Source organism: Winogradskyella sp. (assembly GCF_965656915.1).
In the GTDB taxonomy this organism is placed as follows: Bacteria; Bacteroidota; Bacteroidia; order Flavobacteriales; family Flavobacteriaceae; genus Winogradskyella.
In genome coordinates this window covers 72,058-95,734 of record NZ_CBFHMI010000004.1, presented here as the reverse complement: position 1 = coordinate 95,734, position 23,677 = coordinate 72,058, and the positions used below count along the sequence as shown (strand labels likewise).

The window sequence follows — 23,677 nt, the reverse complement described above, 5'->3', positions numbered from 1 at the left end:
ATGAGTAATAAATTACATCAAAGTATGTCTTTAGCACAACCAGATGCTATACATTTATCCATAAAGCAAAAATTGGCTGTCGGCACAGGAGTGGTAGGTTTGTTTATTCTTGTATTGGCAATCTTTAACATCGATTTACCAAATCATACTATTCTACTTATAACAGCATTATTATTGATTTCAATAGGCACCATCATTTTTGCCAATGACGCCTACCTAACAAAGCAAAAAGTCATAAAAAATGACGGAGTTTGGTTCAAATCCATTTCCTCTCGTGGCACTTTAGCCTGGATTACAGGTATTGTATTAACTGCTTTCTACGTTGTACTCTATTTTTACGAGGGCTTACTTGGTGCAGGTACAGATGGCGTGGATAACACTGGTTTAGTTGCTTTATTTGATCCTCTAAGTCAATTACTAAGTGGTAGACCAGCGAGCCAATGGTTTGTGTATGGCACTTTATATACTATTGCCATTTTAGCTTTTGGTTACAAGTTTATTCTCAAATACAGACATAATAGATATGAACAAATTAGAACGGTCTCAGTGATGTTCTTCCAGTTGGCATTTGCTTTTTTAATACCAGAATTTATGTATGTGATGAATTCTGATTTACCATATTATGATCTTAAAAACATTTGGCCATTAAACTATTATAATTTTGAGCAATATCGTGTCAACGCATTTATCAGTGCTGGTAGTATAGGTATAGGTATGCTAATTTTTGGTGTCGTTTCTATATTTGTAATTACACCAATTCTAACTTATAAATATGGTAAACGCTGGTATTGTTCATGGGTATGCGGTTGTGGTGGCTTAGCGGAAACAGCTGGTGATCCTTTTAGACATCTAAGTGATAAAAGCCAATTTGCATGGCAGGTAGAACGTTGGGTTATTCATAGTGTTTTAGTCTTTGTCGTCTTAATGACAACAGCCGTGATTTATACCTATTTAGGATACGACCCTGATAAATATTGGCTTACGAGAGATGTGTTTTTATATGGTGTTGCAGGATTTCTCACTTTAGTATTTACACTTACCATGGTATTTAAACGCCATGAATTGGGCAAAGATGCAAAATACGGAGCTATCGGTTATTTTGTTGTAATTCTTGCATTAATAGGTATCCATATCTTTAGTTCTGAAACGAAGCTATTTTTATTTAAGGCTGAAACATTGCGCTCCACCTATGGATTTTTAATAGGAGCTATCTTTTCTGGTGTTATAGGCACAGGCTTCTATCCTATTTTTGGCAATAGAGTTTGGTGTCGTTTTGGTTGCCCAATGGCTGCTATACTAGGTTTTCAACAACGCTTGTTTTCAAAATTTAGAATTACAACTAATGGTGGACAATGCATTTCGTGTGGCAATTGCTCAATCTACTGTGAAATGGGTATTGACGTTAGAGCATATGCCCAAAAAGGAGAAAAAATCGTCCGTTCTAGTTGTGTGGGTTGCGGTATTTGTTCAGCAGTTTGTCCGAGAGGGGTTTTAAAACTAGAAAACGATAGTATGAAAGGACGTATAAATCCAAACGAAATTTTATTAGGGAATGATGTTGACCTAATGGATTTAGTAAATCAAAAATAAGAAGTTTACTTTTGCATCCTTAATTTAATTAAATGTCTATAATTAAAGTAATTATTCCTGCTTTTAATGAAGCAGAATCCATCCCTTTAGTCATTAGAGATATTCCAAGTATTGTAAACGAGGTTATCGTAATAAGTAACAACTCAACCGACGATACGGAAAAAAATGCTAAAAATGCAGGAGCCACAGTTCTTACAGAAAACCGTAGAGGTTATGGTTACGCTTGTTTGAAAGGCATGAATTATATCTCTCAACAAGAACAAAAACCAGATATCATCGTTTTTTTAGATGGTGACTACAGTGACTACCCTGAAGAATTAACAAAACTGGTTGAGCCAATTCTAAAAGACAATATAGATTTTGTTGTTGGTGCTAGAGTTAAAAAATTGCGAGAAGAAGGTTCTATGACTAAACCTCAAATCTTTGGCAATTGGTTGGCTACCTCATTAATGAAACTATTTTTTAAATCTACGTTTACGGATTTAGGCCCATTCAGAGCAATAAAATACAGTAAGTTGTTAGACTTAAAAATGGAAGACAAAACTTATGGTTGGACGGTAGAAATGCAACTCAAAGCATTAAAACAAAAGTTGACTTATAGAGAAATTCCTGTCAATTACAGAAACAGAATAGGTGTCTCAAAAGTTTCAGGAACGATAAAAGGTGCTATCTTTGCAGGCGTAAAAATCTTGACATGGATTTTTAAATATAGTTTTAAATGATATACTTCCATTACACTATAATAATCATTTACACTATTGCCATCGTACTCATTTTTATGTACGCCCTGGCACAACTAAACTTGCTTTTTAATTATTTATCTTCAAAAAAAAAGAGAGAACATTGCGACACGTTTGATTTATCTAATCCAGATGAAGTCCCATATGTTACAATCCAACTTCCAGTATTTAATGAGATGTACGTTATGGAGCGCTTACTCGATAACATTGCATTACTTGACTATCCGAAAGAGAAACTTGAAATTCAGGTGTTAGACGACTCTACGGATGAAACTGTGCATACCACAAAAACTCACGTCGAAAAATTAGCAGCAACAGGTTTAGACATTAAACATATTATACGCACAAATAGAGTTGGTTTTAAAGCTGGTGCATTAAAAGAAGGTTTAGAAATTGCAAAAGGAGAATTCATTGCCATTTTTGATGCAGATTTTCTACCACAACCTAACTGGTTAAAACGTACGATTCCCTATTTTAAGAATAAAGATATTGGTGTTGTACAAACGCGTTGGGGACATATTAATAGAAATTATTCTTTGCTTACAAGAATTCAGGCTTTTGCTTTAGACGCACACTTTACTTTAGAGCAAGTCGGAAGAAACTCTAAAGGTCACTTTATTAATTTTAATGGCACAGCAGGTGTATGGCGAAAAGCATGTATTCTCGATGCTGGTAATTGGGAAGGTGATACGTTGACAGAAGATTTAGATCTGAGCTATAGAGCTCAACTGAAAAACTGGAAATTTAAATATCTAGAGAATGTTGAAACTCCTGCTGAACTACCTATTGTGATTAGTGCAGCACGTTCGCAACAATTTAGATGGAATAAAGGAGGTGCCGAGAACTTCAGAAAAATGTTGAAGCGTGTGATAAAGTCAGACAATATTTCTACAAAAACTAAAATACATGGTTTATTACATTTATTGAATAGTACCATGTTCTTAAGTATTTTTATTGTTGCTATTTTGAGTATTCCGATGCTCTATATAAAGAATGAATATGCGCATTTACGCGACTATTTTTATGTAATGAGTTTCTTTATAATGAGTACCATTATTTTCTTTGTGTGTTACTGGTTTATGTACCGTAGCATTTATGGCAGTGGCTTTAAAAAATTCTTTGGATATATCGGTATGTTCTTTACGTTTTTCTCAATAGCTATGGGCTTTTCGTTACACAATTCTATTGCAGTTTTAGAAGGTCATGCTGGTAAACGTAGTGAATTTGTACGCACGCCAAAGTTCAATCTTAGCAAATACAAAGACAACTGGAAAAACAACATATACTTACGCAAAAACTTATCACCTCACGTAATCATTGAAGGCATATTAATGCTCTACTTTGGTTTTGGAATGTACAGTGCTTTTATAGTAGGCGATCAAGGAGGTGACTTTGGATTGTTTCCGTTTCACCTTATGCTGTTTATAGGATTTGGCTATGTCTTTTTTAAGTCTTTGAGTTCTAAAGTTTAGTTTTTTTGACGCCAATTTCACAAATCATCATTGATTTTAACTAATGATTTGCTCCTTAAAGACTTTAGGTCAAAAAACATTTTTCACCTAACTTACTAAATAATTCTATCTTTGGTTTTATGCTCGGATTAACCAATCTGTTTAAATACCATAAAACCTCGTTCATATTCATTTTAATGAGCAGTATTATGTATTTGTCATTTGCTTATGATTTGGTGAGAACGGATACTTTTAAGTTAATTTTACTCTATCTAGCACTGTTTGTTTTTGCTTATCAATTAATTAAATCTACTGGATTCAATTTTCGGTTATTAGTTATCTCTGCCATACTATTTAGACTACTTTTTCTGTTTGCAATTCCCAACTTATCTCAAGATTTTTATCGTTTTATTTGGGATGGGCAAATGACAATTGCTGGTTCAAATCCCTACTTAACTACTCCAGACTATCAAATGGAAATGGGATTGCTTTTAAACTTTCCTAATCAAATTGAATTATATAAAGGTATGGGAGCTTTAAGTTCGTCTCATTTTACCAATTATCCACCATTGAATCAATTGTGTTTTGCAATGGCCACTTTTCTTTCTGGCAAAAGTGTTTTAGGTTCAGTTGTTGTGTTACGAAGCATAATTATTGCTGCAGATATTGGTACTCTTTATTTCGGTAAAAAGCTATTAGAACGTCTCAAATTACCTTCAAACAGAATCTTTTGGTACATTCTCAATCCATTCATCATTATTGAGCTCACAGGGAATCTTCATTTTGAAGGTGTAATGATTTTCTTTCTTGTCTGGAGTTTGTATCTATTGCATTCTGGTAAATGGAAATGGGCTGCTGGCTTGTTAGCTTGTTCTATTTCGGCAAAACTTATTCCTTTAATGTTTTTGCCGTTATACTTTTGGTGGTTCGTTAAAAAGAATAACCCACTAGAAGGGATTAAAAAACTAACCTTATTTTATACAATAACATTACTCACCGTTGTAATTTTATTTCTCCCATTCTTCTCAATGGAATTCATTACCAATTACTCAAAAACAGTTGGACTGTGGTTCGGTAATTTTGAATTTAACGCCAGTATTTATTATATCGCTAGAGAAATAGGTTATGCTATTACTGGCTATAACGAAATAGCTATTATTGCTAAGATTCTACCGATAATCTCTGTACTTATTATTTTAGGATTTTCTTTCTTTAAACGCAATAATTCAATCCCAAAATTAACTACGTCTATACTTTTAGCATTCACTTTTTATCTATTTTTGAGTACAACAGTTCACCCTTGGTATATTGCAACTTTAGTGGTACTATGTGTATTTACTAACTACAGATTTCCTCTAGTTTGGAGCTTGATGATGATTTTAAGTTATTTATCTTATATCAGCATAGGCACTTCAGACAAATCTGAAAATTTATGGATAATTGGATTGGAGTATCTTATTGTATTCACAGCTTTTATTTGGGAAGTTATATTAAAAAAAAGACTGCCAGTCACCTAGCAGTCTTTTTAATACTATAGCTTTTTTAGCTTTATAATTTTGTGCGTTTCATACGTTTCTATGTAACCCTCTTCATCTTCTTCTTCATATTCTGAAACTTCATAGGTAATTTCAAATGTCTTACCACTCATATCTTCAGACTTTAGGTTATATGCTTTTAAAGCTTCTGCAGAAATTTCAGTAAAGAACATGTATTCTTCGCTGTCATCTTCGTCGTCTTTTATTAAAAATGCATAACCATCTTCTTCGTCGTAAGCATCAAATGTACCAACAATAGTGATTACTTGCTTATCTTGAATCTTTACTTTTTTTCTAATAATGCGTTTGCACTAAATACTACAATTGAGAATATAAATACTAATACCTGTTTATTTTTCATGATATTTTTCTTTTAAATTTTGATTCTAAAACTTCTATAGGCAACCAGTTTTATTTAATGCCTAACTGCTTATTCTGAAGCCATAGAATATTACTAAGACTGTTTTGTGTTTTGGGAGTTTACCACCTCAAGCCCATTTACTTTTAGATCATTAGCTGAGATAATGATTACTGTGGTTTTTGTGAAGAATACTTTCTTTGTCTAAATCATTTTTAGAATAAACATATCTACGACTTCTACTAAGATTAAAATGATAATAATCCACTCTAATCGGCTACTTTCTCTATGGTCCATAATATCTTTAAAGAGCTCCAAGTTCTCTTTTATAATTTCAATTCTATCATGGATTAAGTGATATCGATCTTTTAGATCGAAGGTCTTTTTTAATTCTAAATTAAGTTTATTCAACTGTTCGTCTTCCCAGGTAATCTCTGGTGAATCAAAAATATACAGGTTTTCTGAAATCTTATTTTTAATGTTTAACACCTTACCGATAAACCGCTTTAGTTTATTCCCTGAAATATCTAGTTTTCCTTTGGTTTCTAGATACTTGGTGTGTTCATTGGTTTCAATTAATAAGGCTTCTGTTATTTCCGAAAAGCGGTTTAAAGCAACGGACTGTGATGCATTGAGCATTACCAGCCGAATCATTTCTTCGTTAATTTCTGGAAGAATTATGTTATTGAACTGAACTTTTAAAATATTAGCTTCGATAGATACCTCTACCTCTTCTGATATCTTTTCGTCTATAAAGCCTTTACTAAATGGTTTTAAGGCTGAAAAAAATTTAGCTATTTCATCTTTAGACATATTAAAACAGCACAGCATACCATACTGAAATATATATACAAACTTATCTTTTGATGTTTTAAAAAACAACTCATCACTATCGCTAAATAAAAGCGTGCCTTCTAATTGGCTTTTAACTTGCTTAAGGTTAATGTGAGTTGCTACCTGATACGCAAGTGCATTGTACATTAGAAATCTTCGTCCTCAGCTCCAGGTTCTAATTCTGGATCTTGTACAGCATCTGGATCATCATCTTCAAAATCTTCATAGTCGTCTTCATCGTAATTTTCCATTGTCACTTCTAATTTAGTACTAACTTTAACCAAGTACTTTGTATCTTCAGTAGTCACTTCAACAGCTTCGATACTTTCATTTTTAGCATTCTTGAATTTTATAATATGAGCGTCATCGTAACCATCTGGATATTTTTCTACTAATAATGCTAAAATTTCTGGTGTTAGCTTTTTAAAATCTACAATTACGCGTTTAAGGTGTTGGTCTTTTCTATTCATTTTTTTATTTTATTCTTCTCGATATTATTTTGCTCATGCTTCACAAAATCCATCGAATTGACAAAATTTGCCAAATGCTCTTTATGAACTTACATGTTTAAAAGATACGCAAAAATAAGAGGTGCTACAATAGTTGCATCACTTTCTATTATATATTTTGGCGTGTTAATATCTAATTTTCCCCAAGTAATTTTTTCGTTTGGCACAGCTCCAGAATATGATCCGTAACTTGTTGTACTGTCACTTATCTGACAAAAGTAGCTCCAAAATGGCGTATCTGTGCGTTCCATGTCTTGATATAACATTGGTACGACACAAATAGGAAAATCTCCTGCTATACCTCCACCAATTTGAAAGAATCCAATACCGTTTTCAGAATTATCAGTATACCAATCTGCTAAAAACGTCATATATTCAATACCGGATTTCATAGTACTAGCTTTTAGTTCTCCTTTGAGCACGTAACTCGCAAAAATATTTCCCATGGTGCTATCTTCCCAACCTGGACATACAATTGGCAGATTCTTTTCAGCCGCTGCATACATCCAAGAATCTTTTAAATCTATTTCATAGTGTTTTTCCAGAACTCCAGATAATAAGAGTTTATACATATACTCATGTGGTAAATAGCGTTCACCTTTGGCTTCAGCGTCTTTCCAGATGTTCACGATATGTTCTTGTATGCGTCTAAACGCTTCTTCTTCCGGAATACACGTATCTGTAACACGATTTAAACCTTTTTCTAGTAAATCCCACTCATCTTGTGGTGTTAAATCACGATAGTTTGGCACACGCTTGTAATGCGAATGTGCTACCAAATTCATAATATCTTCTTCGAGATTTGCACCTGTACATGATATGATTTGCACCTTATCCTGACGAATCATTTCTGCAAAAATTTTACCTAGTTCTGCCGTACTCATCGCACCTGCTAAAGACACTAACATCTTTGCGCCAGCGTTTAATTGGTCTTCATAACCTTTAGCCGCATCAACTAAAGCCGCAGCATTAAAATGTAGGTAATACTTCTCTATAAATTGTGATATGTTGCCCTTAGTAGTCATCTTCAACATTAAGTTTAGAAAATTTATTAATTCCACTAGATGCTTCATTGAAATTGCTTTCAAAATCATCTTCGGTTGCTTCGTTCATAAATTTATAGCTCAGCATTTTGTAATACAGCTTAGCAGCTAAGAAATCTGATGACCTATCATTCTTATTCGGACATAATTCTACAATATCAAAACCAACGACATTCTTTTCTTCAAACACTTGCTTCAAAAACTCTAAAGTTTCGTACCATAACAATCCACCAGGTTCTGGTGTGCCAGTGCTTGGCATAATTGACGGATCTAAAGCATCTAAATCAAATGTTATAAATACGTTATCGTTCATCTGATCTATAGCAGAATCCATCCATGAATCATCATCGGCCATCTCATGAGCAAAATACGTCTGCTCTTCGTTCATTACTGTTTTTTCAATGGCATCCATAGACCGAATACCAACTTGAATAAGGTTAGTCGTTTGGCTTGCTTCATATACGGCACAAGCATGGTTACATTTAGAACCTTCGTAGCTTTCGCGCAAATCAGCATGTGCATCGATATGCAATACCGTTAAATCTTCAAACATTTCATTAAAGGCTCTAATTGAGCCAATTGAAATAGAATGCTCACCACCGAATAGTGTCACAAACTTGTTCTTTTTAATGTACTTTTTTGTCGCTTGGTGAACAGCATCCACCATAGCTTCAGGTGATGTATTTTCAGTAATTGCATCTGCTAAAAACACACCCTGTTGGTATACTTCAGAATCCGTTTCAATATCATACAACTCCATATTTGCTGAAGCTTCTAAAAAGGCATCTGGTCCTTTATCGGCACCTTTTTGCCATGTACTTGTACCATCATAAGGCACAAGAATCAAAACAATCTTTGATTGGTCTAATTTTGAAAATTGATCTGGAATACCAGCGTAAGTTTTTGTTTTCATTTGTTATTTAAGTTCCAATTAATTGGAAGTGATTTTTTAATGTTTTTTAATTTTGTTGAATTAAAGTTCCTTCGACTTCTGACTCAATTTCAGTTTTGTTCGTCTTATTATAACCTAAGATATTCAGTAAATCTTCGCTTTTTTGTTGTTCTGCAAAGACTTCTGTCATCATTTCGCCTTTACTGTTTCGTTGAATTAAGATATGCTTTGGCGATGGAATTAAACAATGTTGTAAACCGCCAAAACCACCAATAGTTTCCTGATAGGCACCTGTATTGAAAAACCCAATATATAATGGTTTTTCTTTACTGTATTTTGGTAAGTATATAGCATTAACGTGTTGCTCGCTGTTGTAATAATCATCACTATCGCAAGTTAATCCGCCAAGTAAAACACGCTCGTAAGTTTCATGCCAACGGTTAATTGGAAGCATTATAAAGCGCTTATTTATAGCCCAAGTATCAGGTAATGTTGTTATAAAAGAAGAATTTATCATGTTCCATTTTTCACGATCATTTTGTTGTTTTTGATATAACACCTTATAAATCGCTCCACCACTCTCACCAACAGTAAAACTTCCAAATTCAGTGAATATATGTGGTGTATCTACGTCTTCTTCATCACAAACCGTTTTAATCTGATTTACAATTTCATCTACTATATAGCCATAATCAAAATCGAAAGCCAACGAGTTTTTAATAGGAAAACCTCCACCGATATTTAAACTATCTAAGGTTGGGCAAATCTTCTTTAAAGCCGTATACACTTTTAGACATTTGGTGAGCTCATTCCAATAATAGGCATTGTCTCTTATTCCTGTATTAATAAAAAAGTGCAACATTTTGAGTTCTACTTTATCATTATTTTGAATCTGATTCTTGTAGAATGGCACAATGTTTTTGTAGCCTATTCCGAGTCTAGATGTGTAAAACTCAAACTTTGGTTCTTCCTCCGATGCGATACGAATACCCACTTTAAATTTACCATCAATCTCTTGTGAAAGCAAATCTATCTCTTCGTAATTATCTATAATTGGAATACAATTATGTTGACCATTATTAATTAATTCTGCAATATTATTAATGTATTGCTCACGTTTAAAGCCATTGCTCAACACAAAGGTATCGTTTGTTATTTTGCCTTCTGCTTTTAGGCTTTTTACAATATCAATATCGAAAGCTGAAGAGGTTTCAATATGGATATCATTGGTTAAAGCCTCGTCTAAAACGTGCTTAAAATGTGAACTTTTTGTGCAATAGCAGTAGTTGTAATTACCCGTATAATTGTATTTCTTAAACGCATCTGCAAACCATGTTTTTGCACGTTGAATATTATTAGATATTTGCGGTAAATAGGTAAATTTTAAAGGTGCACCATATTGTGCTACCAAAGCCATAAGATTAACATCGTGAAAACGCAAGGCTTTTTCCTCTAGCTTAAATTCTGTCTGAGGAAAATCAAAGGATTGATCAATAAGATCAATGTATTTTGTGTTCATTTTAAAAAGTAAAAAATCAAGTATAAATCATTAAAATATAATCGTCGCTAAAAAAAGTTTACGATATATCAAACTTGAATTTGACTTTGTGTAGTAGGAACAAAACCATATATATGCTGACTGGCAGCTATTGCAGAAGCGGAAGTTAGCTCTAAAATTCGGTTACTTATCTTATAAGCTGTTTTTGAATATGACTTCCTAATTTTCAAAAACCCGAACGTAAAAACAGTTTTCAAGGTGTTCAGCTAAAACTAGTTTCTTATTTATAAATGTAACTAGTTTTCGTAACAAAAGTAGTTTATTTTTAAATACAAAAATCATTTTTAATTTTTTTTTAGAAAATTTAATTTAATGTGTTTTGCTATTTAAACAGTTGTTATTCAATAGTATTCTAATAATTTATTTTCTTTTAGTAACTTAGTTCTATATGGATCATACCATATCTAAAACCGTATTTATCCTATTATGAGGTATTTTATTATATTATTTTTTGTATTCATGTCCTTCTATCTATATGGACAAAATGATAGTCTAAAATACAAGTTGTTACATTCAGAAAACTCAAATTTAGTCACTATAGTAATAGCGTTTGATTCTCTAAGCACAAAGTCTTCCTATTTACAGATTCCTAGGAGTGCTCCTGGAACATATGAAATCACAGAATATCCAAATTTTATACAAGATGTTACTGCATTGACTCTTGATAATAAACGCATTAATGGTTTGAGAGGAGAAGGTTCAATTTTCTTTTTTAGTGAAGTTGCTCAAATTTCCGAAATAGAATATAAGGTCAATATAAAAAATATGGAAAAAGAACTAAAAGGTGGCTTTGCCAGCTCAAAATTGAGAGATCAGTATTTGGGTATTTTAGGATATTCTGTATTTGGAACAATTCCTGGTCTTGAAAATAAGCCTATTGAATCAACTATTACAAGTGATGCTAATTGGCCCATATTTACAACGTTAAAACCGACACAACACTTTAAAAGTGAAACAACCCTAGATATAGATAATTATGCAACACTTGTTGATGCACAGTACCTTTTGGGTAAAAATGTTCAACTTTTTAATGTTGAAGATTCTGAGATTCCATTAATAATTGCAGTATACGCTGAAGATGCTATTAATATAGAAAAAATAGGACGACGTGCATTACTAAGTCTTCAAGGACTTATTCAATATTTTGGTTACATCCCAATGCCACACTATACATTATGCTATGAGTTTTTAGAAGCTTATAGTGAGGAACATTTCTATGGGTTTTCAATGGAACATATGAATAGTATGACATCTAGTTTACCTTTGGAATCTGCCATTACAAGTTACGAACCCGATGCCAATATTGGCAGTATTGTTCATCATATGGGACATTCCTGGATTCCTTTAAGATCTTATGGCAAAGGATATAAACCGTTTGATTGGGCTGTGGCACCTATTATTGAAACCATTTGGCTAAATGAAGGCTTTATTTGGTACGTTATGAGTATCGTTACAAGTAGACCAAATGTCATCACTTTTTTTGAGCGTGTTATAGGCAATGCGCCCAAGTATATACAAGAAAAGTCTTTAAAAGAATTATCTCAATTAGGCTCTACACAGTATTCGGGAGATTTTAATATTGGTAGAAATCTATTTTCAAGAGGAGCACTTATGGCAAAAGAGATGGATGATGCTATAAGAAAAGTGACTAATAACCAACGTAGTTTTAAAGATGCTTTATTAGGATTATTAGAATGGACAGAACAACATCATCGCGCCTATGAATATGATGAAATAGAACCTATTTTATCAAAATCTTGTGATGTTGACTTATCCTTAATTTGGAAAAAATGGCAAGAACCTATTATAACAGACTAACATTCAATAAATCTTAACTATAACATTTTCAATGTATTTACCTCTTGCTCGGTTAAATGCTTCCAGTGACCTCTAGGAATATCTTTTTTCGTTAAGTGACCTATCGCAACGCAGTCAATCTTAACAATATCATATTTAAAATATTCAAAAATGGTACGTAAAATAGTATTACCTGTATTCTTAATTTTTACTCCAATTTTGTTCTTAGATTCTCCTTCGATATAACTAATTTCTTCTACACTTATTAGTTTTCCATCTACTTTAAAGCCTTCTTGAATCTTTTTTAAATCTTCAAACTTTAAGTTTTTATCTAATTCTACCTGAAACAAACGTGCCACACCATTTTTAGAATTTGTGAACTTTTGAACCACTTTATCATCATTTGTAAATAACAATAAGCCTAATGAATTTCTACCTAAACGTCCAATTGGTTTTATATTAGCATGAGTAGCATTTGCTACAAGATCCATAACAGTTCTACCCTTACCTTCCGCAGTTGTTGTGGCAAATCCTTTTGGCTTATTAAGTAAAACGTACACTTTTGCTTCTGGAGTAATGCGCTGACCGTCAAAACGTACGTCGTCTGAACGCTTCACTTTATATCCCATTTCAGTAATCACCTTACCGTTGACCGAAACAAGACCAATAGAAATATTTTCATCAGCTTCTCTGCGAGAACATATACCAGAATTGGCTATGTATTTATTTAAACGAATCTCATCTGGGTTAGATGCTGTTTTAGTCTGTGCTTTCTTTTTAAAAGGAGCATTACCTCTGGCAAAACTTTTAGATTTGCTGTTAGCATTTCCTCTTCCTGAAGCTTTTCCCTTTCCCTTGCTATTTTGATTTCTGCTCATGTTTTAATTTTTTGCAAAGGTATAAGAATAGTTAACATTAACTATTTAATTTCAACAGTAGTTTGTCGTTCTGAATTCACGATTAACTTAGTCACATCTGGTCTGGAGTAATGACCTACAGGGTCGAAATTTTGACGCTCTTCTAAAACACGATTATAGTCAATTGAGTGAATAATTAATCCTTCTTTGTTTAACACAGGTTCTACAATCCATTCCCCATTTGGTCCTGCGATACAACTACCACCATTAGCAAGAGAATCTGGTGCATTTTTGAGTATCTTATCTAAATGTGGTGTACCCTTAGGAAAATCTGATTTAGTCATTAATGCCGAAACAGAAACAACAAAAGAACGTGATTCTCTGGCTATAAATCGCGTTATGTCTTTAGTGTTATGTTCACTACCTGGCCAAACTGCAATATGCAAGTTCTCACCTTGTCCATATAGTGCCGTTCTTGGCAATGGCATCCAATTTTCCCAACAATTGAGTCCACCAACCGTAAATGCTTTGAGCGGATGAACTTTAAGACCATTACCATCTCCTGGTGACCAAGTTAAGCGTTCGTCGTAAGTGGGTTGTAGTTTTCTATGTACTGATTTAATCTCTCCTTCTTCATTAATATAAACTAAGGACGCATAGATACTATGACCGCCTCTATCTGTAGGTCGTTCTATGATGCCTAAATACACGGCTATGTTATGTTTTTTAGCTAACTGGCAAACTGAATTTAATTCTCCTTTTTCAATGCAAATCGCATTATTCACATAATGTGCATGTAATGATTTATTCACTTCTGTATTCCATTCTGCACCTCCTGTTAATGCCAGCCAAAACGGATAACCAGGTAATAATGCTTCTCCAAAAACTATGAGCTCACAGTGTTCTTTAGCAGCATCAATAATAGATTTCTCAATTTTATGAAGTGTCGCACTTTTATCTAACCATACAGGTGCAATTTGTGCTAAAGCAATCTTTAGGCTGGTATTCATTTAAATTCGGTTTAAAACGATAGATATATCAATTAGCAAAATAGAAAATACACCAGCAACAATGATAAACTTAAGTATGTTATGCAGTATTAGATAGTGTGTTTTAGTATTAGATCTCCATAGGATAAAAAGAAATAGAAATAGTAATAAAATGCTTAAGTAAAAGAAATAAAACATTTGACCGATCTTAAAATAAAAGATAAGTATAAATGCCGACGCAATAGTTAAAACTGCAACTACTGTTAACATGTATTTAGAGACTTTCTCACCATACACAACAGGAACTGTGCGATAATTGAGTGCTAAATCTCCTTTTATATTTTCCAAATCTTTAGCGAGTTCTCTCATAGATACTAACAAGAATAAAAATATAGCATGTGCGAAAACAACCAGTTCAAAATTTTGATAATAAATAAAAATGGCAAAAAATGGCGTCACAGTAAGAATGGCGGATACAATATTACCTGTCATAGGTTGTTTTTTTAACTTATGCGAGTAAAACCATATAGCGAAAATATAAAGCGCGAAGAAAATCACAGCTTTAAAAGACACATAACTTGCAAAAACAACCGCTAGAAAATTAAGAACAAAATAAAACGATAGTTTTGTGTTTTGACTCACTAACCTATCTAACATTGTCTTAGTAGGCTTATTAATTAAGTCTTTTTCGGAATCGTAGAAATTATTGATAATATAACCTGCTGCTATTGTAGCAGAAGATGCCAATACTAGCATTAATAGATTGGGATCAAATAATACTGATTTTACAGGCTTATCATGAGCAAAAATGTAAACTGAAGCTAAATACTGGGCAATGACTACAACAAGAATATTATATCCGCGTACAACAGAAAAGAGACTAAAAAATTTTAGAAGAATATGTTTCTGCCGTCTTGAAAGCATAAAAATTGAATTAATCCTTAGAACGAATAGATTTTATGCCTAACCAAATAAAAACTAAGACAAAAATTACAATGAAAACAGCAAAAATTTTAAAACCTAAACTGAATTCGATTAAATCCATGAAATATTAGAAATTATAAACAACCTCTAACTTTTGACCTTTAAGAGCTTCTTTTGCTCTATCTATATTTTCAGTGAAACCAAGGATGTAACCTCCTCCACCAGATCCACAAAGTTTTAAATAGTACTCGTTTGTTTCAATACCTTTTTTCCAAAGGTCATGAAACTGCTGAGGAATCATCGGTTTAAAATTATTCAATACAATCTTAGAAAGTTGTTTCGTATTGTTAAATAAAGATTTAATGTCTCCTTTTAAGAAGTCATCGACACAGGCATCAGTATGTTTTATAAACTGATCTTTTAGCATACTACGGAAACCTTCATTCTTCATGTTTTCCATAAATATACTTACCATTGGTGCTGTTTCTCCCACAATACCACTATCTAATAAAAATACAGCACCCTTGCCTTCTGTTTGTTGAGAAGGAATACCAGTTGCTTCGATATTATCTTTAGAGTTTATTAATATTGGTAGACTTAAATAACTGTTTAATGGGTCTAAACCAGACGATTTTCCATGAAAGAACGATTCCATTTCAGAGAAAATAGCTTTTAATTTTAAAAGCTTCTCTCTTGTTAAGTTTTCTAAAACCGTGATTTTATCATTAGCGTACTTATCGTAAATGGCTGCTACTAATGCTCCACTACTTCCAACTCCGTAACCTTGTGGTATCGATGAGTCAAAATACATACCTGAATCAACATCCTTTTGCAGTGTTGCAATATCAAACGTCACCAAATTTTCATCTAAATCCTTAAGGTATCCAACAAAACGCTTTAAACTTTCATTAGATTTAATAGCCTCTTTAGTCGGATTTTCTTCCACTTTTAATGCGCCATTGTAAAAATTATAAGGAATAGATAAACCCTTGGAGTCCTTGATGATTCCGTATTCTCCGAATAATAGAATCTTTGAATAAAATAGTGGTCCTTTCATATTTTTTTGAGGCTGGATTAGGTTACAACGGTGTAGCACCTTTACCAACACTATCACAAATATAGTGACCGTTTTGGCAATATGCAACTAACTCCCTCTTAATGAATTCATAAACTTTTATTTCTTCTGCCTTAGGAAACAACACATGTACATTAGCACCAGCATCTAAAGTGAAGCAAATGTTAGAGTCATTTTTTGCTCTGTAAGCCCAAATTTTATTAATTATTTCTAAGGTATTTGGTTTCATTAAAATAAAATATGGCATACTCGTCATCATCATGGCGTGAAGCGTTAGGGCTTCACTTTCAACAATCTCTATAAACCCTTTCATATTGCCAGAAGCTAATACCTTAGTTAGTTCGGCTAAATTTTGATGTGCTTGTGCAAAACGTTCTTTGGCAAATGGATGACCATACATTAGTTTGTGACCAACGGTACTACTAACTTGCTTTTCACCTTTATCGACTAATAATATTGCATCTTGATAATTCTTGAAATTCGGATGGACTTCACCATCAAATCGTACACCAAACAAATCTGAACTTTCGGTACTTTCATTTTTTCCCCAAACTACAAGTTCGCCTTCTATACTTCTGCAGGCGCTACCAGAACCAAGTCTTGCTAAGAATGATGCTTTTTGGTTGAAGTACATTTGAGATTTTTCGTCACTCATACTTCGCTCTGTCGAAATGACATCAGATGTGAGTTCTTGTTCAATACTCATTAAGCATAGAGCAATGGCACTCATACCAGATGCTGAGGATGCTATGCCAGAACTATGTGGAAACGTGTTTGAGGTTTCAATTTTAAAATGATAGTCTCTTAAAAAAGGCATATATAATTCAATACGCTCAAAAAATGTTTGAATTTTTGGTTTAAAGGCTTCATTTTTCTCTCCTTCAAAAAACACATCAAAACTAAAGTCATTTCCTGATTTCTTAGTATAAGTAACTTCCGTAATAGTTTTACAATCTGAAAGTGTAAAACTTAGTGATGGGTTTTCTGGAATTTGATGTTCCTTTTTTCCCCAATATTTGACTAAAGCAATATTACTTGGAGAGGACCATTTAACTGATCCTCTATCAATATTTGAGTTATATGTAGTAAGAATAAAACCTTTTTCTGTCATGATATATTGAAATCTGCTGCAAAAATAGAGAAATTCTAGAGGTTTACTTCACTTTCTGTTGCCATGCTGATCAATTTTAGCATAGTTTTATAATTTCTTGCTGTAGCATTTACCTCTAATTTTTTTTCGAAATAGTTTAAACTAAACTTGGCTCTCCCATAGCCCTTTGGACTATAAAAATAGCTACAGTCCTCGATGATATGGTAGTACTCATTCTCAAAAGTCTTTTTTGAGGCTTCAACTTTGTTTTCTTCAGTTGGTTTGGTATTTAATATAGCGAAATAGCTGCTCTCCTTTTCATCTTGCGGAAATGGGCACCTATTAAAAATAGTATGTAGTTGGTCTTTCGTTCTTACCATGACGGGTACATCAAAGGCAAATTTGTCTTTTATGACGTTATTAATCTTTTGCTCTATTGCCAATTGATCTGAAATATCAGATTGAAGACAAATATTACCACTCTGTATGTATGTCTTCACGTTTTTAAAACCGCTTTGAGTGAGTAATTCTCTTAAATCAGCCATAGGTACTTTTTTATGTCCACCAACATTGATACCTCTCAAAAGTGCAATGTATGTATTCATAATTTAGCTATTGATTGTGATACAATATAAGCACCTGTCCAAGCATTTTGAAAATTAAATCCACCAGTAACTGCATCAACATTAATCACTTCGCCTGCGAAATAAAGATTTGGAATACGTTTACTCTCATAGGTTTTAAAGTTGACTTCTTTTAAATCGACACCACCTGCAGTTACAAATTCTTCTTTAAATGTACTTTTACCAGTAACATGAAATACGGCTTTTGTTAATTGCAACGTTAAAGCCTCTAACTGCTGCTTATTAATATCTGCCCAACGTTCTGTCTCATTAATATCTGAAGCTAAGACTAATTGTTTCCAAAGACGTTTTGGCAAATTAAACTGTGCTGAATTTATCACTAATTTTTTAGCTAGTATAAGTTTATGTTTTTTGAGATTTTCAAGACACCCATCATATTCTTGTCGAATAAAATTTACTTCAATTTTAAAGTTGTAATCGAGCTCATTAAGTTTTATTGCACCAAAAGCGGACAACTTTAAAATAGCCGGAGCACTCATCCCAACATGCGTAATTAATAATGGACCTTCCGAAATTAAATTCGTTCCAACAACTTTTACTTCAGCGTCTTTAGCTACAACGCCAGGAATATCTTTGATACGTTTGTCTTTTATATCGAAGGTAAAAAGAGATGGCACAGGTTGTACAATGGTGTGACCCAAACTCTTGAGCAAATTCCAAATTTTTGGATTGCTTCCTGTAGCAACAACCAGTTTTTGACACTCTATGTCACCTTGCGAAGTTACTATTGAGAAGTTATTTTCACTTCTAGAAATAGCTTTAACTGAATGGTTATATAGAACATCGACATTATGCTTTTTAGCTTCATTTAAAAAGCAATCAATAATCGTTTGCGAAGAGTTTGTAACCGGAAACATTCTACCATCATCTTCAATTTTAAGTTCAACTCCACGTTCTTCAAACCATGCAATAGTATCACCTGTCATAAATGTGTGAAAGGGGCCTAATAGTTCTTTTTCACCTCTAGGGTAATTGTGCACTAATTCTGAAGGAATAAACTCAGCATGAGTCACATTACAGCGTCCTCCACCAGATATTTTCACTTTTTGAAGCCCTTCTTTACCACGTTCTAAAATGCCGACCGATAATTCGGAATGATTTTCAGCAATATTTATTGCAGCAAAGAAACCGGCTGCTCCACCACCAATTATTATGATATCTTTTTGTCTTTGCAAGAGTTTGATTTAAGAAGATTTTATGACTAATTCTTTGTTATTAAAGGCTTCATTGATTAATCTTGAAGTGATGCAATAAAACTACAATGATAAATCTTAAAAGACTAATATTTATTATCCTTATAACAGTTTCATGTCAATCTATCGGTCAATTAAAACTCATAGGAAGTATTAACAACAGCATAGAAGAGGCTTCAGCTGCAGAAATGATTCCAAACTCAAACCTCATATGGACCATACAAGATTCTGGCAATGATAGTGAGCTGTATGGTTTAGATAAAAAAGGAAAAATTGTACGAGATATTGCAATTACCAATGCTAGTAATATTGATTGGGAAGATCTCACTTCTGATTATCATGGGAATATATACATTGGTGATTTTGGTAACAACAACGAAAAACGTGAAATTTTTAGAATCATAAAGATCAAAAACGAAGATTTAAATAAAACGAGTGTGAAAGCAGAAATTATTGAATTTACTTTACCAAAAAAACAAGATTCAAAAGATTTTGAAGGCTTCTTTTTATTGAATAACTCATTTTATATTTTTAGTAAAGAAACTAAAAAATTCATAATACTTAAAGTTCCTAATAAAATAGGGAGACATGAGGCTATTATTCGGTCTGACTTTAACTTGGACGGAAAAGACAATAAGATCACATCTGCAGATATCAGTGATGATGGCAAAACTGTTGTGTTATTAAATCATGATAAGTTATGGAAACTTTCTGATATTAAAGGAGATGATTTCTTTTCTGGAAACGTTGAAGAACTGAAATTCGACCACAATACACAAAAAGAGGGTATCTGCTTTAAAGATAGCAGTACCGTTTACATCATCGATGAACGCAATGGTGTAGAAGGAGGAAACATTTATAGCTTCAATATTAATTAGAAATTTAAGCCAAAACCAAAGGAAAATCTCAAGCCATCTTCTCCTGTAAAAAAGTTGAAGGTACCAGCTACAGCATCTGCTACAGCTACCCAAAAACCACCACCATAAGAATTATGCCATTTGTCTGAAGAATCATTCTTAACCCAAACACGTCCTACATCTACTCCAGAAAAAACACCAATTTGCATAGGAAACCAAGCTGTTTTAAAACTGCTAAAACTATAGCGTAAGTCGGCATTTGTCACAAAAGAATTTTTACCTGTAAATCGTTCAGTTCTATAACCTCTTAAACCAGCGCCTCCATCACCAATATTAGCTCCCTGGTAGAATAAGAAATCATCACCAAAACGCAATTGGGTTCTAAAATCTGTTTGTAGAACTAATTTTCTATTAACGCTTAGGGCATTAAAAAATCTTAGGTGCGCATTAACGTAACCAAATATATTATTGAATTCTTCAATTTCGGTTTTTGCACCTGCTACAATATTAAAATCCATACCTCTAGATGTGGCAATCTCATCGTCAGCACTATGATAATTGAATTCTGTTTCTAAAGCAGTAAAGAAACGTCGCTCGTAAAATTTATCATTAGATTGTGGCACAAAATCGGTTATAAATCTATCGTCTGTATCATCTAATTTAATGCCTTCAAAAACAGCTCTAAAACCATAATCACTAACATAACCCGATGATTTCATAGCACCAATATCAAAACCGAGAATACTGGTTTTTACTCTGTTGTAGTCTAAATCTAAGTCATCGTCATTATTTTCAGTTTCATTACCAATTCCAAAAAAATTATTAGTAAAATTTGCACTTGTATAAACACCTCCAATATGCAAATTCCATTCACCAAAAATGTTGGCAAATTGTCCATTGTATTTTAAGTCAAATCCTTCTGTTGCGAAATAATAACCACCTGTAAATTTGTGTTGTTGTGAAAATGGGTTGCGTTCAAAACCTTTCTTTGTCATTGCTAAGCCCATACCTATTTTAAAACCGTCATCAGGATTAAAACCTATACTAGGAGTAAGAATACTAGCCTTAGTAATAAATTTTTTGAAATCATAAAGGTTGGATGTGTAGTTATCTGTGAATTTAAGTTGGCCTCCTTTATTAGTTTCTACTGTATTCTTTTTCGATTTATGGTCGTAAACTTTTATTCGACGTCCGTTCTTAATTATGTATGTATCATTACCTTGTCCTCCGATTAGTCTGGTATAGATTAAGTTGTTTGCTTTTCCATTGACCTCAAATATGTCTTTATCATCTAAGCCGTAGACCCAAATTTCTTTTGTAATGTCTCTATTGTATGTTCTATCAACGATGACATCAGCTTTTTCACCACCTTTTATTCTCCAGATCTGGACTCGGGTTTCTTGATCGCCAGTTCTTGTAATTTCTATATAATCATCCTTATCAGTAGCTGTAAGAATTACCAATTCATCGAGATAATTGGAATATCTTGTAGAGATATCTATCAAATTATCACGTCTTCCTTTGAGCTTAGATTTAATATCTTCAATAGTTTTATCCAGAATTTCTTTTGGAAGATTTGAAAACGCAGCTTCTATGACCTCATCGGTTACCTGATTTTTTAAAAATTCTGCTTGTTCTAACCAAACGGATTTATCGGCTTGTTTTAATAATGCTTTATCCAATTTATGTCCTGCATTATTCATCCATCTAACGTCTTCTAAATCCGTATCATAGACCTGAAGTTGTTTTGTAGCACTTGATATGGTCCTTCCTATATCTAAAAGCGTTCCATCAAAATTTGAAAAGACCTGGTCTCTATCTCTTGGAATAGCTCTATAAACCTTATCACCGTTGGGCTGGTCGAACTGTGCCCAACGCCATTGATCCTGATGTCTATCCCAATCTCCTATTAACATATCAAATAAGCGTGCTCTTACATATGCCACCTCATCAATCTTATACTCTTCATCCTTTCTTATTTTTTCAATAATATCATGTGTGCTTTCTATATCATCAGCGTAACCAAAGTTTTTTTCATCTGTATAATTATCTTCTGGTCGCTCTTCAATCATGTATAATTCACCTCCATATTCATCATTGTATTTACCAAGATGTTTGTGTTTAGGAATATAGAATAACTCTGGATTTGTGTGTAGTACCTCAGCCGCATCAGACAACTTCGGAACCGCTAAAAACGCATAGGGATGTGCTGCCGTGTAAAAATCTAAGATTAAATCTTCAACAATGGTTTCATCAAATTCATTTTCAATATAGTTGTCCTTAAAAACTACAGTTTGTATATATTGGGTCGCACTCTTTCTTAATGCACGCATATTTAATTCTCTACCATCTTTTAACTTTAATCGTAAAGAACGTGTTTGGTGTCCACCTCCCTTTCGAACAACTTCTAAGCCGCCATATAATGTATCTAAAGTAGCGACCTTAGCTGTTATTTTCTTACTGTAAACATCTCTATAATTTTCTCCCCAAACGGCTTCAAAAAAACCAGTTTTATCAGTCTCCTCTTTTGAATAAATAGATACTTCTACCGTGTTCGGAAAACTATCTGGTAAGACAGATATATCAAAATCTGGGCTATTTGGCGGAATCACTTCTTTTTGATAAATCGGTTTAGGCTCACCATCGACCGCACTAAAAAATTGTACCCAAGAGCTACCATCCTTATAGACTAAAAGCTTTGCAAAACCTTGTTTTCCATATGAAAATAAGCCATTATCGCTTAAAGTTGCGTAAGACTCTTTAGCACCAGAACCAGAAACAACTTGCTTTATTCTACCTTCTTCGATATATTGTAAAGTATGCTCATGACCTGAAACAAAAACCAATTTATCACTATCAACAGCTAGAGTTTCTAATCGTTTCATTAACTCATTATAACGCTCATTATAACGATCTTGAATAGATACACCACCTTGCGTTCTCAATTGCGCTGCCAGTGTCGCTAAAACAGGCAACGGAATTTTTCTCTGGCCAGGAAACAAGTGTTTAGTCGCTGCAAATTGCCCTCCATGAACTCCGTTGGTATACATTGGATGATGCATAGCGAAAACAATAGTTTTATTCTGAGCTTTTTTTAATTCACCTTCTACTTCTAGAAAAAAGCGCTCTCTTGTTTTTATCTCGCATTCATCATTAATACCAGGATTATCATTCCAATTTTCTAAATACCACTGTGTATCTATTATAATTAGCTGAACTGTCTCACTGATATCAATACTTTCTAAAGGACAACCATTTTCTGGTTGAAACGTGTTTTTTCCTAACGCATCTTCAATATACTTTTCTTGGCGTTTGACTCCCTTTAAACCATCTGCATACCAATCATGATTTCCTGGAATAAATATTGTTTTTCCTTTAAAATCTGAAACTGCACCGACTTGTGCGTTTAATGCGTTTTCGGCTTCCTCTCTTTGTTTATGATTTTTTTTAGGTAATCCTGCTGGATATATATTGTCACCAAGGTAAATGGTATAATTTGACTTGTCCTCTGGTTCTTTTTCTAAATGTTTTTTAAATGCCATTAGAGCATCTGAATACCCATTCATTGGCGATTTACCAGCGTCACCAACCAGATAAAAAATATTATCTAAAGGCTTATCTGGTAAGGTTTGTACCTCAAAATCATCATCTGCATACTGCACTTTAAACGTCGCGCAGGAATGTATTAAAAGTATGATTACTACAAGATTTAATAATCTAGTAAGTTTTGACATATTAAGT

Annotated in this window: 20 protein-coding genes; 6 read left to right on the top strand and 14 right to left on the bottom strand. The window is 33.3% G+C overall.

What is annotated here, in order from left to right:
- From ACTG3Y_RS02675 to ACTG3Y_RS02660, 4 genes are all read left to right on the top strand, one after another.
- Positions 1-1,590, top strand: coding sequence for a 4Fe-4S binding protein (locus ACTG3Y_RS02675; protein WP_439151381.1), 1,590 nt, complete (start codon positions 1-3; stop codon positions 1,588-1,590).
- Between the two features lie 32 nt (positions 1,591-1,622).
- On the top strand, positions 1,623-2,312 hold the full coding sequence (locus tag ACTG3Y_RS02670) for a glycosyltransferase family 2 protein (protein ID WP_439151380.1): 690 nt from the start codon (positions 1,623-1,625) through the stop codon (positions 2,310-2,312).
- A complete protein-coding gene (locus ACTG3Y_RS02665) occupies positions 2,309-3,802 on the top strand; it encodes a cellulose synthase family protein (RefSeq protein ID WP_439151379.1) in 1,494 nt (497 codons plus the stop codon). Before ACTG3Y_RS02670 ends, ACTG3Y_RS02665 begins: the two co-directional genes overlap by 4 nt.
- A 119-nt stretch (positions 3,803-3,921) precedes the next feature.
- Positions 3,922-5,298, top strand: coding sequence for a mannosyltransferase (locus ACTG3Y_RS02660; protein ID WP_439151378.1), 1,377 nt, complete (start codon positions 3,922-3,924; stop codon positions 5,296-5,298).
- A 14-nt stretch (positions 5,299-5,312) separates the two neighbouring features.
- Here ACTG3Y_RS02660 and ACTG3Y_RS02655 read toward each other — a convergent pair whose 3' ends face one another.
- The 6 genes from ACTG3Y_RS02655 to ACTG3Y_RS02630 all read right to left on the bottom strand — a co-directional run bounded on the left by ACTG3Y_RS02655 (position 5,313) and on the right by ACTG3Y_RS02630 (position 10,471).
- Positions 5,313-5,489: a hypothetical protein gene (locus ACTG3Y_RS02655; RefSeq protein WP_439151377.1), complete on the bottom strand. Its 177-nt coding sequence runs from the start codon at positions 5,487-5,489 to the stop codon at positions 5,313-5,315.
- A gap of 389 nt (positions 5,490-5,878) precedes the next feature.
- On the bottom strand, positions 5,879-6,655 hold the full coding sequence (locus ACTG3Y_RS02650; RefSeq protein WP_439151376.1) for an RMD1 family protein: 777 nt from the start codon (positions 6,653-6,655) through the stop codon (positions 5,879-5,881).
- A complete protein-coding gene (locus tag ACTG3Y_RS02645) occupies positions 6,655-6,978 on the bottom strand; it encodes a hypothetical protein (RefSeq protein WP_439151375.1) in 324 nt (107 codons plus the stop codon). The genes ACTG3Y_RS02650 and ACTG3Y_RS02645 overlap by 1 nt, the downstream gene beginning before the upstream one ends.
- Positions 6,979-7,067: 89 nt before the next feature.
- On the bottom strand, positions 7,068-8,042 hold the full coding sequence (locus ACTG3Y_RS02640; RefSeq protein ID WP_439151374.1) for a deoxyhypusine synthase family protein: 975 nt from the start codon (positions 8,040-8,042) through the stop codon (positions 7,068-7,070).
- Positions 8,032-8,973 (bottom strand): agmatinase, encoded by a 942-nt coding sequence (speB, locus tag ACTG3Y_RS02635; protein ID WP_439151373.1) that lies wholly within the window; start codon positions 8,971-8,973, stop codon positions 8,032-8,034. Before speB ends, ACTG3Y_RS02640 begins: the two co-directional genes overlap by 11 nt.
- A gap of 46 nt (positions 8,974-9,019) precedes the next feature.
- Entirely contained in the window at positions 9,020-10,471 is a 1,452-nt protein-coding gene (locus tag ACTG3Y_RS02630; RefSeq protein ID WP_439151372.1) for an arginine decarboxylase, read from the bottom strand.
- A gap of 465 nt (positions 10,472-10,936) precedes the next feature.
- Between ACTG3Y_RS02630 and ACTG3Y_RS02625 the strand changes: the two genes are divergently transcribed.
- Positions 10,937-12,328: a M61 family metallopeptidase gene (locus ACTG3Y_RS02625; RefSeq protein ID WP_439151371.1), complete on the top strand. Its 1,392-nt coding sequence runs from the start codon at positions 10,937-10,939 to the stop codon at positions 12,326-12,328.
- Positions 12,329-12,345: 17 nt separating this feature from the next.
- Here the strand turns inward: ACTG3Y_RS02625 and ACTG3Y_RS02620 are convergent, their stop codons facing one another.
- The 7 genes from ACTG3Y_RS02620 to ACTG3Y_RS02590 form a co-directional block, all read right to left on the bottom strand.
- Positions 12,346-13,185 carry a pseudouridine synthase gene (locus ACTG3Y_RS02620; protein ID WP_439151370.1) on the bottom strand — a complete coding sequence of 280 codons (840 nt, stop codon included), beginning with the start codon at positions 13,183-13,185 and terminating at the stop codon, positions 12,346-12,348.
- Positions 13,186-13,226: 41 nt separating this feature from the next.
- Positions 13,227-14,174: a carbon-nitrogen hydrolase family protein gene (locus ACTG3Y_RS02615; RefSeq protein WP_439151369.1), complete on the bottom strand. Its 948-nt coding sequence runs from the start codon at positions 14,172-14,174 to the stop codon at positions 13,227-13,229.
- The gene (locus ACTG3Y_RS02610; RefSeq protein WP_439151368.1) at positions 14,175-15,077 is read right to left on the bottom strand and encodes a geranylgeranylglycerol-phosphate geranylgeranyltransferase; all 903 of its coding nucleotides are present in this window, start codon (positions 15,075-15,077) and stop codon (positions 14,175-14,177) included.
- Between the two features lie 127 nt (positions 15,078-15,204).
- A complete protein-coding gene (locus ACTG3Y_RS02605) occupies positions 15,205-16,134 on the bottom strand; it encodes a mevalonate kinase family protein (RefSeq protein ID WP_439151367.1) in 930 nt (309 codons plus the stop codon).
- Between the two features lie 22 nt (positions 16,135-16,156).
- A complete protein-coding gene (locus ACTG3Y_RS02600) occupies positions 16,157-17,263 on the bottom strand; it encodes a diphosphomevalonate/mevalonate 3,5-bisphosphate decarboxylase family protein (RefSeq protein WP_439151366.1) in 1,107 nt (368 codons plus the stop codon).
- 35 nt (positions 17,264-17,298) lie between these two features.
- A complete protein-coding gene (locus tag ACTG3Y_RS02595) occupies positions 17,299-17,847 on the bottom strand; it encodes a DUF1697 domain-containing protein (RefSeq protein ID WP_439151365.1) in 549 nt (182 codons plus the stop codon).
- Positions 17,844-19,061, bottom strand: coding sequence for an NAD(P)/FAD-dependent oxidoreductase (locus tag ACTG3Y_RS02590; RefSeq protein WP_439151364.1), 1,218 nt, complete (start codon positions 19,059-19,061; stop codon positions 17,844-17,846). Before ACTG3Y_RS02590 ends, ACTG3Y_RS02595 begins: the two co-directional genes overlap by 4 nt.
- Before the next feature lie 86 nt (positions 19,062-19,147).
- Here ACTG3Y_RS02590 and ACTG3Y_RS02585 point away from each other — a divergent pair, with 86 nt between their 5' ends.
- Entirely contained in the window at positions 19,148-19,957 is an 810-nt protein-coding gene (locus ACTG3Y_RS02585; protein ID WP_439151363.1) for an SdiA-regulated domain-containing protein, read from the top strand.
- On the opposite strand, the gene ACTG3Y_RS02580 is transcribed toward ACTG3Y_RS02585, so the two are convergent.
- The gene (locus tag ACTG3Y_RS02580; RefSeq protein WP_439151362.1) at positions 19,954-23,670 is read right to left on the bottom strand and encodes a metallophosphoesterase; all 3,717 of its coding nucleotides are present in this window, start codon (positions 23,668-23,670) and stop codon (positions 19,954-19,956) included. The genes ACTG3Y_RS02585 and ACTG3Y_RS02580 overlap by 4 nt on opposite strands.
- Positions 23,671-23,677: the final 7 nt, after the last annotated feature.